The organism is Ephemeroptericola cinctiostellae (assembly GCF_003339525.1).
GTDB classification, from domain to species: domain Bacteria; phylum Pseudomonadota; class Gammaproteobacteria; order Burkholderiales; family Burkholderiaceae; genus Hydromonas; species Hydromonas cinctiostellae.
This window is the reverse complement of sequence record NZ_CP031124.1, coordinates 2,527,429-2,541,761: the sequence shown is the minus strand read 5'-3', so window position 1 is coordinate 2,541,761 and position 14,333 is coordinate 2,527,429. Positions and strand designations below refer to the sequence as shown.

At 50.8% G+C, this 14,333-nt stretch carries 11 protein-coding genes; all 11 read left to right on the top strand.

Annotated features, from left to right (window positions below):
• The first annotated feature begins 140 nt into the window (after positions 1-140).
• The 11 genes from pilM (at position 141) to DTO96_RS11485 (ending at position 14,254) form a co-directional block, all read left to right on the top strand.
• Complete coding sequence (gene pilM / locus DTO96_RS11535) at positions 141-974, top strand: pilus assembly protein PilM (protein WP_157964432.1); 834 nt, start codon at positions 141-143, stop codon at positions 972-974.
• On the top strand, positions 971-1,633 hold the full coding sequence (locus tag DTO96_RS11530) for a PilN family protein (RefSeq protein WP_114563633.1): 663 nt from the start codon (positions 971-973) through the stop codon (positions 1,631-1,633). Before pilM ends, DTO96_RS11530 begins: the two co-directional genes overlap by 4 nt.
• Positions 1,630-2,262, top strand: coding sequence for a hypothetical protein (locus DTO96_RS11525; RefSeq protein WP_114563632.1), 633 nt, complete (start codon positions 1,630-1,632; stop codon positions 2,260-2,262). Before DTO96_RS11530 ends, DTO96_RS11525 begins: the two co-directional genes overlap by 4 nt.
• The gene (locus tag DTO96_RS11520) at positions 2,259-2,915 is read left to right on the top strand and encodes a hypothetical protein (RefSeq protein ID WP_157964431.1); all 657 of its coding nucleotides are present in this window, start codon (positions 2,259-2,261) and stop codon (positions 2,913-2,915) included. The genes DTO96_RS11525 and DTO96_RS11520 overlap by 4 nt, the downstream gene beginning before the upstream one ends.
• Positions 2,916-2,943: 28 nt before the next feature.
• Positions 2,944-4,410 (top strand): type IV pilus secretin PilQ, encoded by a 1,467-nt coding sequence (locus DTO96_RS11515; RefSeq protein WP_192878993.1) that lies wholly within the window; start codon positions 2,944-2,946, stop codon positions 4,408-4,410.
• The gene (locus DTO96_RS11510; protein ID WP_114563629.1) at positions 4,407-5,006 is read left to right on the top strand and encodes a shikimate kinase; all 600 of its coding nucleotides are present in this window, start codon (positions 4,407-4,409) and stop codon (positions 5,004-5,006) included. Before DTO96_RS11515 ends, DTO96_RS11510 begins: the two co-directional genes overlap by 4 nt.
• 151 nt (positions 5,007-5,157) lie before the next feature.
• A complete protein-coding gene (aroB, locus tag DTO96_RS11505) occupies positions 5,158-6,234 on the top strand; it encodes a 3-dehydroquinate synthase (protein WP_114563628.1) in 1,077 nt (358 codons plus the stop codon).
• A gap of 195 nt (positions 6,235-6,429) precedes the next feature.
• The gene (locus DTO96_RS11500) at positions 6,430-7,572 is read left to right on the top strand and encodes a deoxyguanosinetriphosphate triphosphohydrolase (protein WP_114563627.1); all 1,143 of its coding nucleotides are present in this window, start codon (positions 6,430-6,432) and stop codon (positions 7,570-7,572) included.
• Between the two features lie 120 nt (positions 7,573-7,692).
• A complete protein-coding gene (locus DTO96_RS11495; protein ID WP_114563626.1) occupies positions 7,693-8,589 on the top strand; it encodes an alpha/beta fold hydrolase in 897 nt (298 codons plus the stop codon).
• Between the two features lie 113 nt (positions 8,590-8,702).
• Positions 8,703-12,233, top strand: a complete 3,531-nt coding sequence (smc, locus tag DTO96_RS11490) for a chromosome segregation protein SMC (protein ID WP_114563625.1) — start codon at positions 8,703-8,705, stop codon at positions 12,231-12,233.
• 212 nt (positions 12,234-12,445) lie between these two features.
• Entirely contained in the window at positions 12,446-14,254 is a 1,809-nt protein-coding gene (locus DTO96_RS11485; RefSeq protein ID WP_114563624.1) for a cell division protein ZipA C-terminal FtsZ-binding domain-containing protein, read from the top strand.
• The last annotated feature ends 79 nt before the right edge of the window (positions 14,255-14,333 follow it).

Genomic DNA, 14,333 nt, shown 5'->3' with positions numbered 1-14,333 from the left:
ACTAGAATCCAACTAAAGGTTAACTTTTGTTCAATTGGCGAATTTTTGATAAAAAACGCACCATTTTAGCCGTGCAGCTCATCGATAGCGATTTGCGGTATGTGTTTTGCCAAGGTGCGCGTGTTTTTCATTCAGGTTCAATGACACTTCCTACTGATGTGGTTGCAGGTGGTCGCTTGCTGTCTGCTGAGGGTTTGGCACCACTGGTGGCGCCTTGCCTTAAGGGGTATGCGGGACAAGTGGCCGTGATGCTGTCCTCGGATGTGGTGCATGCGCACATGTTGACCTTGCCCAATGGTTTGAACCAAGAAGAGTTGGATTATCAGGTCGCTCGCCACATTACACAGACATTGGGTTTGTCGATGTCTGATGTGTATTACGATTGGTCGCGATTGGGATTCAAAAAAACGGCCGCAGAGCAAAATGTATTGTTGGCTGTTGCGCGCCAGTCGGACATTGCGCCTTATGCTCATGTGTTTGGTGAAAATTGGCGCATCCGTTGGGTGTCACCAGAAAGTTTTGTGTGGGCGAATGCTTTTCCCGAAAATAAATCGCCATATGTTGTGTTGAGGGTTGAATATGCTCAGTTGTCCATGTGGCATGTGGATGGCACTGGGCAAGCGCATTATTTCAGCCGTCGGTTTGATGCCAACATGATGGCGCAAGCGGGGTTTGTGTACCAAACTGATGTGAATGGTGGGGCGGCAGCCGTGCGTTTGCCACTGCGCTTTGTCATTGAAGAGGTGTCTTCAGCCATGATGCGCTGGCTTGGCGGCGATGGATTGCGCCATGTGAGTGCTGTGTATGGCCTTGGTGGAGGGGTTGATTGGTCGTTGGCGCGTGCGCAATTACAACAGCGATTGGGTTTACCCGTGCGCGCAGTGACTGAAACCAAGATTGTCGGTTTTGACAAAGACGATGATGTGGATTGTTTTGGTGGTCTTTGGCATTTGACGCAACAGGTGCAATCATGAGTCAATATTTTTTAAATTTGTGGCCTGTGGATGCCCGAGAGCGGGTTGATTCTCGCCGACAATTGCTGTTGGAGTCCATTTTTGCTGGGTTGTTGGTGGTTTTATCCATTACGGCGATCAGTGTTTGGGTTACATGGCGCACGACGCAGGTTCGTGCAGTGAATGCCGAACTGAATCAAGCCCAACACCTTTTGCAAGGTAAAAGTGAGGTGGGGGATGTGGCTGGGGTGCATGATGCTGAAGTGGCTCGATTGCAGAATGAGTGGCGTGCACAGCGGTCCGGACAGTTGAATTGGCTGGTGGCTTTGGCCGAATCTTCGAGCAGTGATGTGAAGTTTATTTCAGTGAAACAGTCGAATGAGAAGTTAACGATCACGGGTCAAGCGAGTGATCCTGAGGTCATAAAAAACGCGATGAATTCATTTGCACTTAAAATGAGTCACTATAAGTTGTTGAAGCTCACCTTGCTTGAAAATAAAAAAGCAGGCCAAGAGGCGGTTAAAAATAAAACGGGGCAAAGCCAATGGTTGTTTGGTGCTGAGCTGGGTGTACCTGTGAGTGCGTCGGCCACTGCGACAGAGGGCCTTGCGAATGGTGTTGTGGGTGGTGCTGGTGAAGTTCCCGCACAGCCTGCACCTGCATCAAAGGATGCGAAATGAACATGCTTGGCTCCCCCCCCAATGCTTCGGGTCATCACTGGCGTGATTTGGATGTGGCACAAATTGTCCATTGGCCGGATGTGCCGCGGCGATTTTTTTTGGCTTTATGTGCGATGCTACTGACTGCTGGTTTGGCTTGGTTCTTGTTGATGCCAATGTATGACATGTTGAACATTGAAAAAAACAAAACAAAAGTATTGCAGCAACAATACATTCAAATGGTTCAACACGCCGCTAAAAATGATCGAGAAAAAGCGATGGCTCAATCGCATGGCATCAAAGCCATTCCAATTGCAGGCTTGCCTGCTTGGCTCAGTGAGTTTGCTAAAGTGACGCAAGCACAGCATTTCTCTGAAGTATCGGTGAAGCCCGTGTATGACACCCCCAGCAATCCCAGTGCGGGTGGTGACACAAGCGGTGAGAAAAAAAATCAGTTACTGAATAATCCAAATGTCGGATTTTTAGTGGTGAGTGGTGTGGGTCAATATGACGATGTATTGAATTGGGCTACGGTCATGTCTGTGCGTGAGGAAGTGTTAGGTGTGGATGAAATGACCTTGACTGGCGATACCGCTGGGCGGGTGCGTTGGCAAGCGCGCGTGTTTTTTGCGCAAGAGGTCAAACCATGAGACAAAGGGCGACTGCATTGACGTTGATGGGGCTTGCGTTGGGGCTGGTTTTGGTTGGCTTGTCTGCTTGTACGGGTAAACCCGTTGCAAGTGCTGATCCAGCCTTACCTGAATTGGTCGGATCGCTTGAAGAGGTGAGGGCATGGACCACTCAGGTGCGTGCCGATGCCCAAGCTCAAATTGGGCAAGCGCAAGTGGACGAGGACAGCCGATTGCTCAGTGTGTCGCTCAGCGCACCTGCGGGAGCGGTGTTTTTGGCACAAAAGCCAGAAAAAACAGCACTCAAAAATGTCAAAGTGGTCGTGGATGGCATGGTGAAAGAGTGGGTTAATGCTTTTGGAAATGTGGGGGCCAATCAAAATACTCAGACCGCAAGTGCAGTAAACTATGGTCGTGATGTGCTCAGTGCGCCGCAATCCATTGCACCTCCCAAAGTCTTGGATGTGTCGCAGGTTGGGCTGGATGGGTTTCGGTATGCGGGGTTGCTGACGCAGGATGAGGCATCGCTGGGTCTAATCAAAATTGAAGATCGCTTGTACCGCGTGCATGTTGGGGATGAGATCGGTCAGGGTCGTTGGCGCGTCGTTGCTTTGAATGCACAGACGATGCAATTGCAAGTGGCGGGTAAAGTGAAGCGCTATGATCGAAATTAAAATTAAAATCTTAAAAAAGGCTTCCGTCATGACTGGTGTGCATCATTCAAAAAAATGGCAATCGGTGCTTTTGCTCACCTTGTTGGGTTTGAGTTCTGCGGCATGGTCGCAAGCCGTCAATGTCCCCATAAGCAGTTTGAACGCGATTCAAAAACGCATGGCTTTTTCCTTTCAAGATGTCCCCGCCCGTGCCTTATTACAGGTGTTGGGTGAAACAGCAGGCGTTAATATTGTGGCGGATGACTCGGTCACGGGCAACATCACCTTGAATTTAAAAGATGCCACATGGCAAGAGGCCTTGGACGTGATCGCCCGTTCAAAACACTTGCGTGTGGAGCAAGATAAAAACACATACTTTGTGCGGGGTGAGGGTTTTGAGTTGGGCAATGGCTCGGGCGCGGCCAACACATCGGACGGCATTTATCGCAGTCCTGAGGTGATTGAGCTGCAATACCAAAAGGCCGAAGAGGTGGGCAAAATGATCAATACCGATGGCAAATCATTCCTATCCAATGGCGGAGCTGTGATTTGGGACAACCGCACCAATCAATTGGTGATGATGGACACCCCAGATCGTGTCAATCAAATGCGTCAAGTGATGCGTAAAATGGACATGCCGTCACGTCAAGTTTTGATAGAAGCACGCATTGTTGAAGCAGAAGACAGTTTTTCACGCAGCTTAGGTGTTAAGTTGGGGTTTAATAACGCCAGCCATTCTGGTTTCACCACCATCACCGATCCGTTGGATTCGAGCAAAACCATTTCTGTTCCCGTGCGTTCAGGTGTGACCGTCGGCAGCACCTTAAGCAATGTGCTGGGCGCGACGGGACAGACAAGCGACACCACTGTTGGTAATATGATTAATTTTCCAGCATTGTCCAACAGCTCGGGCACATCTGCAGCGAATTTTGCATTGAGTTTGTACAGCTCGGGTTTGAGTCAATTTGTCAACTTAGAGGTGAGTGCGCTTGAAACGGACGGCAAAGGTAAAATCATTTCCAGTCCTCGGGTGGTCACAAGCAACAACGTCGCCGCTGTGATCGAGCAAGGCACAGAAATCCCGTACCAGCAGCAGGCCAACAGCTCAGGTGCGACAACGGTGTCATTCCGCAAGGCCAGCCTGAAGCTGGAAGTCACCCCTCAAATCACCCCCAAAGGCGATGTGGTGATGGATGTGGATGTGGCCAAAGATTCCGTGGGCACATTGACTTCAGCGGGTTACACCATCAACACCAAACATGTTAAAACCAAAGTGAAAGTCGAAAACGGCGGCACAGTCGTTATTGGCGGTATTTATCAAGAGTCCACTGGTAATACCGTCGAAAAAGTACCTTTGCTCGGCGATCTCCCTTTGCTTGGCAATTTATTTAAAACCACCAATAAAAGCACCTCAAAAACTGAGTTGCTGATTTTTCTCACGCCTTACGTGCTCGATGAGCAAGGACACCCGTTAGCGGTGAGCAACACCACATTATTAGCACAACCTGAAAAATGAGTAAAAAACGCATTCATTCCAGTCTGCCCATCACGGCGGCTCAACAAGCACTGTTTGCTGATGTGCCCAACATCAGTCTTGTCGGCCTCATGGGGTCAGGTAAGTCAACCGTAGGCCGCATTTTGGCCAACACATTGAAACGCCCCTATTTTGATTCGGATGAAGAAATTGTCAGCCGCACCGGTGCATCTGTGCCCACTATTTTTGAAATTGAAGGTGAAGCAGGTTTTCGCGAGCGCGAAGCTAAAATGATCCGAGAACTCAGTGAAAAGCAGCAAGTGGTTATTTCCACTGGGGGCGGTGCGGTGTTGCGAGAAGATAACCGCGCTGCATTGAAAGCGGGCGGTTTGGTCGTGTATTTGTCGACCACACCCGAACGCTTGTTGGTGCGCACGCGTTATGACCGCAATCGCCCTTTATTGCAGAATCCAGATCCGCTTGGGACATTGAAAAAAATGCATGAATTTCGCCATCCGATTTACTCACAAATGGCTGACATCATTGTCACGACAGGGTCGGGTCAAGTGAGCCAAGTCGCGATGCACATCATTGAAGCCATTTCAAAAAAAATAGCCAAAGACCAAGGTTTGACTTAGTTGATGGCTGGTGTCGTCACCACCCGTCGCGCATGCTATAAGTCGCAGATTTAAATTGAAATAAACCAAATTGAAATAAACCAAACTCAGAAAAAGAAGCTTATCTTAAAAAAACGTGTCTTTTTTTGTGTTTTCCCAAAGGCCAATCCTCATGAAAATCATCAACGTCGAACTGGGTGATCGGGCTTATCCGATCGTCATCGGCAACCGTGCCATGCATTCAAAAGAACACCTTGAGCGCGCCATTAAAGGTCAATCGGTGCTCATCGTCACCAATGACATGGTGGGGCCCTTATACGCAGACCCACTGGTCGAAACGCTGAGTGCTTTAGGCAAAACCGTTCAAGTGCACATGCTGCCAACGGGCGAGCAATACAAAAATTTAGAAACCTTGAACAGTATTTTTGACGTTTTACTCGAAAATGAATTCGATCGTCGCACCACCATCGTTGCCCTTGGTGGCGGCGTCGTCGGTGATATGGCGGGTTTCGCCGCAGCCTCATACATGCGCGGAGTGCCGTTCATTCAAATACCGACCACATTGTTGTCGCAGGTGGACTCATCGGTGGGCGGTAAAACAGGCATCAACCACCCATTGGGTAAAAACATGATTGGTGCGTTTTACCAGCCACAGCTCGTATTGACAGATTTGAATGCATTCAAGACACTGCCACAAAAAGAACTGTCTGCGGGCATGGCCGAAGTCATCAAGCATGGCGCCATTTTTGATGCCGAGTATTTTGCATGGCTTGAAGGCAATATGGGCGCACTCATGGCCAAAGATGAAACCAGTTTAACCGATGCCATTGTTCGTTCGTGTGAAATCAAAGCCGAAGTGGTGGCTGGCGATGAACGTGAATCGGGTCAGCGAGCGATTCTAAATTTTGGCCACACCTTTGGTCACGCCATTGAAGCAGGCATGGGCTATGGCGCGTGGTTGCATGGTGAAGCGGTCGGGGTTGGCATGGTGTTGGCGGCTGATTTGTCGCAACGATTGGGCATGCTCAGTGCAGAAGAGGTGGCGCGTATTCGTTCAGTGGTTCAGGCCGCAGGTTTGCCGACAGCCCCGCCTCCATTGGGCATTGACAGAATGATTGAGATGATGAAGCTCGATAAGAAAGCAGAGGCAGGTCAAATTAAATTCGTTCTGTTGGATGGCATTGGCCGTGCGGTGATTCAGGCCGTACCAGAAGACGTACTGCGCGAAACTTTGCAAGTGTGCGCATAAACCCCCATCGGTGAACCCAAGCGGTGCCGTTTGTGACCGTTGATGATGAGCCATGTCACACAATGTATGAGCCCATACGAATCCATGCATCATCCGATGCTTGGCGTTCAGGGGCATTGGGTGCTTTTGGATGTGTGTGGGTTCAGTTGTATTTTGGCCGTTTAACCATAACGAAAGCGTTGACTTATGACATCCATGACTTGGTTGCAACAGGAACAACACCTGGCCCCTTATGCGGCTCAAGGGAAGACTTCACGTGGACGACGGCATGAAGAAACTAGTGATCCCGCGCGCAGTCCATATGCGCGTGATCGCGATCGCATTGTGCATGCAACGGCTTTTCGCCGACTGGAATACAAAACCCAAGTGTTTGTTAACCATGAAGGCGATTTGTTTCGCACGCGTTTGACCCACAGCATGGAAGTGGCGCAAATTTCGCGTGCTGTGGCGCGTAATTTACGTTTGAACGAAGATTTGATTGAGGCGATTGCCTTGTCACACGACCTTGGGCACACGCCGTTTGGTCATGCAGGGCAAGATGCCTTGCATGCGTGTATGGCGGATTTTGGTGGCTTTGAGCATAACCTGCAAAGTTTGCGCATTGTCGATGTGCTTGAGGAGCGCTATGGTGCATTTGATGGTTTAAATTTAACTTTCGAAACCCGCGAAGGCATTCTGAAACATTGTGCGCGCAATAAAGCCGAGCTGTTGGGCGACGTTGGGCAACGCTTTTTGGAGGGCACGCAGCCGAGCCTTGAAGCGCAGTTGACCAATATTGCCGATGCGATTGCGTACAGCAACCATGACATTGACGATGGCTTGCGCTCAGGGATTTTGAGCATCGACGGCATGAGGCAGATGGGCTTGTTTGCGGTTCACCATGATGACGTGCGTCAGCGGTTTCCTGATTTGCGTGGGCGACGCGAGGTGCTGGAAACGGTGCGGAGAATGATCAATGCGATGGTGGTTGACTTGACCACCACCACCGCGGCTCAGATGGCAGCTCATGGGGTGCAAACCATTGATGATGTGCGCGCCGCGCCGCGATTGGCGCAGTTTTCAGCAGAGATGCATCTTGAAATGCAACAATTGAAAAAATATTTGATGGATCATTTGTATCGTCATTATCAAGTGATGCGCAGCGGCACAAAAGCCAAGCGCATCGTGACCAATTTATTCGATGCTTTCATGGATGAGCCGCGCTTGTTGCCGCCTGATTATGTGGTGGATGACAGGGGGCCGTTGCAGGCCGTGCGCATTGCCGATTACATTGCGGGCATGACGGATCGGTATGCGATGAAAGAGCATGTGCGTTTATTTGCAGCCCACGAGGTGTGAGCCATCGGTGGCGTGATTTTCTGGTCAATGATTCGCCAATGATTCAAATGGATGGATGCCGTGTATAGCTGAAAAAAATAGCGGTTTGCTTTTTTTACTTTTAACCCAAAAAAATACCTCATGAACACACAACTGATTCAGATCGATGGCCATCATGTCCCCGTGCATGTATGGCTCACTCAACACAACACCGATTTGACACCCTTGCATTTTGCCCATGCCAATGGTTTCCCCGCAGGTTCGTATGACACATTGCTGAAATTGTTGGCACAAGAGCGCACGGTGTATGCGATGGATCATCGTGCGACATGGGACAGCAGCCCTTATCAGCCACCATCACAGTTTACTTGGCACAACGCGGCCGATGACTTGATTGCCGCCATTGAGCAGATTGCGCCGAAAGGTGTGATCGGTGTGGGGCATTCATTGGGCGCGGTGTCGACCTTGTTGGCCGCGATCAAGCGCCCAGATTTATTCAAGCAAATATTGTTGATTGAGCCCGTGATGTTCCCGACGCGGATGTTCGTGATGTTTTCTGGATTGCCCAAACCGTTGCGTGCAAAGGTGTTTGGTTTGGTGAAAAAAACCTTGCAGCGGCGTGAGCGTTGGGCCACGAGCGAAGAATTTACCACCGCATTGAGCGGTAAATCGCTGTTTAAAGGTTTTTCTGCGGCCGTGTTTCAAGATTATGCGACGCACGGCTTGCGTGAATCGAGTAAACGCGTGATGCCCCATGCGTCAAACGGGTCTTTGACATTGAACTTTCGCAAGACATGGGAGGCGCAAGTGTTCTTAACTCCACCGTATGTGTGGCGAAAAATCAAGCACTTACAAGTCCCATGCGTGGTGTGGCGTGGAGAAACAGGTGATGTGGTGCCCATCGACGCATGGCAAAAGTGGACAAAAATTCGTCCAGAAAGCCCTGTTCATGTGTTGTCTAAGTTGGGGCACATGGCGCCTTTGCAAGACCCTACTTTGATGGCAGATGAAATTCAAAAAAATCTTTTATCTATTTGATTTTAAATAAAATTAAAAAACGCCATGCATCTAAAATTCACTGTTTTTTGCCAGCAAAATGGTTAAAAATGGTATGATGTCGCCTTATTTTGTATGACAAATTAAGGTGCTTTGTGCGGCTGACTCAAATTAAACTGGCAGGATTCAAATCATTCGTTGACCCCGTGAGCTTTCACGTGCCGGGTCAACTCATTGCCGTGGTGGGGCCGAATGGCTGCGGTAAATCCAACATCATGGATGCCACGCGTTGGGTGCTCGGCGAATCTCGCGCCTCGGAGTTGCGCGGCGAATCCATGAGCGATGTGATTTTCAATGGCTCCAGTCACCGCAAGCCCGCTGCCCGTGCATCGGTTGAATTGGTCTTTGAAAACCATGAAGGCCGTGCCGCAGGACAATGGAGTCAATATGCCGAAATCGCTGTGCGTCGTGTGCTCACGCGCGATGGCGGTTCGAGCTACTACATCAACAACCAACAGGTGCGCCGCCGCGACGTGCAAGACATTTTTATGGGCACAGGGCTGGGCCCACGCGCCTATGCGATCATTGGGCAAGGCATGATTGCGCGCATCATTGAGGCCAAACCCGAAGAGCTGCGTGTGTTTCTTGAAGAAGCCGCGGGCGTGTCGAAATACAAAGAGCGCCGCCGCGAAACCGAAAACCGCTTGAACGACACGCGTGACAATTTGACCCGTGTTGAGGACATTTTGCGTGAGTTGAATGGTCAAGTGGAGCGCCTTGAAGCGCAGGCGCGGGTGGCGCAACAATACCGTGATTTACAAACTGCGGCACAAGACAAATTGCATTTCTTGTGGTTGTTGCGCTTGGACGAGGCGTTGGCCGAGCAAACCCAAATCACGGCTAAAATCAACTTGGCTCAAAATGAATTGGAGTCGTCCATCGCCACTTTGCGCCATGCGGAAAGTGAGCTGGAGACCAAACGTGCAGCGCATTATGATTTGTCTGATGCCATGCATGCGGCACAAGCGGCGTTGTATGAAGCCAACGCCGAAGTGTCGCGTTTTGAAGCCGAAATCAAATACATCATGGATGGTCGCTCGCGTGTCCAAGCGCAAATTGAGCAAACCAAAGTGCAGTTGGTGCAGTGGAATGACCGAAAAACTCAATTGGCCGATGATGTGGATCAGATGACCACGGAACGTGAAATGGCACTCGAAGAGCAAGCCATTCGCCAAGAACAGTTGGCCATCGCATCCGAAGACTTGCCACAACTTGAAACCCGTCATCGCGAAGCCTTGCACACCATGCAATCGACACACGCCGCACATGTGCAAGTGGAGCAAAAAGTCGCACGCGCTGCGGATGAGCAACGCAATGCGGATCGACAAATCGCCGCTTTGGTGTTGCGCCGTGATCGTTTATCACAAGAAAAAATCGCACCAGGTCAAGCCGATGCACGAGAATTGAATCAGTTGGAGCATCAACTGAACGATGAGATGGGGCGTCAAGAGACGGCGCAAGCGGCTCTGTTTGAAGTGGAAGACAGTTTACCGCACGCACAAGACGCGCTTAAAGCCGCGCGCGACCAAGCACAAACGGAGCAAGCACGCATTGCCCAATTGAATGCACGCCTCGATGTCCTGACCCAACTGCAAGATAAAGTTCAAAGCCAAGGTCAACTCACCCCGTGGTTGGAAAAGCACAACTTGACCACACGTCAACGGTTGTGGCAAAAAATTCACATCGAATCAGGATGGGAAAATGCACTGGAAGCGGTGTTGGCCGAGCGCATGGGTGGTTTGGAATTGTCGCGCATCGACTGGGTCAAAAACTTCTTCAACGATGTGCCGCCATCGAAACTCAGTTTTTATGCCAATGACAACAGTGCGCCTGCGCCTGCGGTTGAAGTTGTGGGCAGCTTGGTGCCTTTGATGCGCATGGTCAAGGTCAACGACCCAACGTTGAACAACCTCATGCCGAAATGGTTAAGCCATGTGTTCGTTGCCAAATCGCTTGAAGAGGCTTACAGCTTGCGTGAGCAACTGCCTGAACACGGCGTGTTGGTCACGCCAGAGGGTCATCAATTGGGGCGCAACACGTTGCGTTTTTATGTGGCGGACAGTGAACAAGCGGGCATGCTCGCGCGTGCACAGGAAATCGACAACATCCAAACTCAGCTGCGCGCGCAAGACATGTTGGCCGATGAGGCAGAAGAAGAATTGCGTCGTTTGCAGTACCGCGTCGATGCCTATGTACAGCAGCAAGCGGCGGCGCGTGCTCAGGTTCAGTCCACCACCGCGCATGTCCATGCGTTGCAAATGCAGGTGCAAAAAGTCAGTTTGGCCAGCCAGCAACTCATGGCGCGTCATGCCCAAATCGACGATGAATTGGCTGAAATCGTCATGCATGAAGAAGAATTGATGGCGCAGAAGCTCGAAGCACAGGCCTTGTTCGACGAAGGTGACGCCAACCTGATGGAGGCCGAAGCCAAATGGCAGGACGCACAAGCCGATTACAATGCGCTTGAAGATCAAGTCTCGACCATGCGCAATGGTTTGCGTGATGCTGAAAATCAAGTGCGTGATGCGCAATACCGCGTGCACAATTTGGCGCAACGCCTCAGTGACATTGAATACAACCAAACCGCATGCGATCAGCAAATTGAATTTTTGAACAGCAGCCATGAGGAACAACTCATGCAGCTGGAAGAGTTTCAAGACGTGACCAGCCACGATGGTTTGCAAGAGGCCTTGGGGCTTCGTGTTGAACGTGAAAATGCCCTCGCGCAAGCGCGCACCGATGCCGATGCGCTCACGCATGAGTTGCGTTTGGCCGAAGAATCTCGCATGAAATTAGAGCGTGAATTGGAGCCCAGTCGTGCGGCGATCATGCAATTGCAGTTGGCCGAACAAGCCGCGCGTTTGAATCAAGAGCAATACGCCAATCAGCTCAAAGAGGCGCAAGTGGATTTGACTGCTTTGCGTGCGAAACTGGCGGAAACGATGGACGACAGCACCAAGGCTTCGGCTTTGCAAGGCGAAATCACCCGTTTGAATAATCAAATCAATGCCTTGGGTGCGGTCAATTTGGCCGCTTTGGATGAGCTCAACGTGGCTGTGGAGCGGCAAAGTTTCCTGAATGCGCAAACCGCAGATTTGGTTGAGGCGATGACCACGCTCGAAGATGCGATCATGAAAATTGACAAAGAGTCACGTGATCTGTTGAAAGGCACGTTTGATGCGGTGAATAAAAATTTTGGCGAGCTGTTCCCTGAGTTGTTCGGTGGCGGCGAGGCGCGCTTGATCATGACGGGCGACGACATTCTTGATTCGGGTGTGCAGGTCATGGCGCAGCCACCAGGTAAACGCAATTCGACCATTCACTTGTTGTCAGGTGGCGAAAAAGCATTGACTGCGACCGCGCTGGTGTTTTCGTTGTTCCGTTTGAACCCTGCGCCATTTTGTTTGCTCGATGAAGTGGATGCGCCATTGGACGATGCAAACACCGAGCGTTTCTCGCAATTGGTCAAAAAAATGTCAGCGCAAACGCAATTTTTATTCATCTCACACAATAAGATCACCATGGAAATCGCCAATCAGCTGGTCGGCGTGACCATGCAGGAGCGCGGCGTGTCGCGCGTGGTGGCGGTGGACATGGAATCTGCTTTGGAGTTGGCTGGGGCGTGATGCGGGGGGTGTACGGGTGCGATGTTGTGATGGTGAGTGTGTCTGTGCTTGTGCCATGCCCTTAGGCTGGGTTCGCTTCAGTAAACCCAGCATGGACATGCATCAAATTTTAATCCGCATGAGCCATTGATTGAATGGGCAAGGTAGAATGGAGACAATGTGTGCTCTGCGTGCCGTATTTTTCCTTAAAACAAGAACATTGAAAGTTTAAAATGAGTGAGTTTGAACTCTCCACATTGGTGATGGTGGCGATGCTGCTGGGTGGCTTGGGTGGCTACAGCTATTGGCAGATTAGACGGGCACAAAGCCTGCAGCGCAAACCCATTGAAAGCGCACACGCTCACACTGGCGCTTATGGTGCTGGGTCGATGACCCACGATGCGGTTGGCGTGCACACACACACGGCATCAGACATACCCTTGCATCGCACATCTCCAGATGACATGCTGGCGTCTGCTGTTCAGTCGGCTCAAGATTCAAAACGGTATGAATCGGTGCAAAATGCCTATGTGCCTACGGGGGTGGGGTATGCACTACACAACGAATCGGATGACGAGGATGACGTGTATGTGCGCTCGACTGCACCCGTGATTTCACCCAGTCCGCCGGTGTATGGCTCAAAACATCAATCCGCCTATGATGTCAAACCCATTAAAGAGAATCACTACGCCTACACGCCTGAACTGCAAACCCGCGCACAAGATGAAGCTCAAGCATTCGCCCAAACCCATGCAGCGGCGCACAGCATTGAGCATGACATCATCAGCTACCATGACACGGTGACCCATGAGATCCCAGCGGTTGAACCCGTATTCACACCCCCATTCAAACCTTCTGTGGATGCAATTGTTGAAACTCCTGCAACGGCATCTACTGAGTTGACCGCGCATGCGCCAATGGGTTCGGCCACCACAGCATCAGGACATGCACCCGTTTACCCATCCACACAAACGCCCATTGAAACACCTGTTGAAACATCCATTCCAGCAACAACGTGGTTGAATGATCCACTGGACGTGCCTGTAGAAGACCTCATGTTGGCTGCGGATCCACAGTTTTTCAATCAACAAGATTTAACCGAACAAGCCACTTTCAGCGTGTTTGACCCCTTGATTCGTTTTTCATCATGGATTGAGAATGCCCGCCCATCGCCGATTCAAGCCATTGACGGCGTGCTTGACCTGATGGTCAGCCAACCCAAAAATGCACATGACATTGAACGCGCTTTGTATGATTTGCGCTTGGACACCGATTTACCATTGCGGCTATACGGCTTACGCGCAGGGCAAGTGGTGGCGCGACACAGCGAAGACACCAATGCCGCACGCCAATGGCAGCCGCTGGAGCAAGGCGTGCTGTACAGCGGTTTGCGACTGACTTTGCAGCTCGCGAATGCATCCAGCCACGCCAGCACACAGCTGATTCACGATTGGTTTGAATTGGCGCAACGTTTGGCACGCCGTTTGGCCGCGCACGTGAACGTGTGGCCCGACCCCGCAGCCTTGGCAAGCTATGCCGTCTATTTACACGACATCTCCAAACGTTTGGGCGCACCTTTGGTGGTTCAATTGCACAAACCGCAAGGCCTGTGGGCGGCTTACGAAGTGCATCAACAAATGACGCAATGGGGCTTGCAGCTGGATGCGAACGGTCAATACGTTGCCCGCAACCGCGACGGCCACGTGTTGTACCGCGTCCTCAATGATTTGAACAACCCCCGCGCACAAGATTTTTACCGCGACGCATTGGCGACCATGCACGTTCAAACCTTATCTTTCTGTTTAGACTTGGCGCGAGTGAAAGCCGAATATCACCCTCAAGAACGGCTCTGGCACGACATGAGCCAATTGGCACACGACTTGAAAGCGCAATGGTGCAACGGCATGGGGCAAAACATTGTCCCCGACATGCTGTTCAGCCACGCTGCCGAACACATCCCTGCTTATGTCCAGCAATTGGCCGCTTTGGGCGTGCCTGCGGGTTCACTGACGATGAAACGGTTATTAAAACAAAGGCCTTAGGAGGTTAGTGCATCACAATGTGCATTAACTTCTTGAGGGAAGTAAAAAGTTCTTACATGGGGTTTTTATATACTTTTAC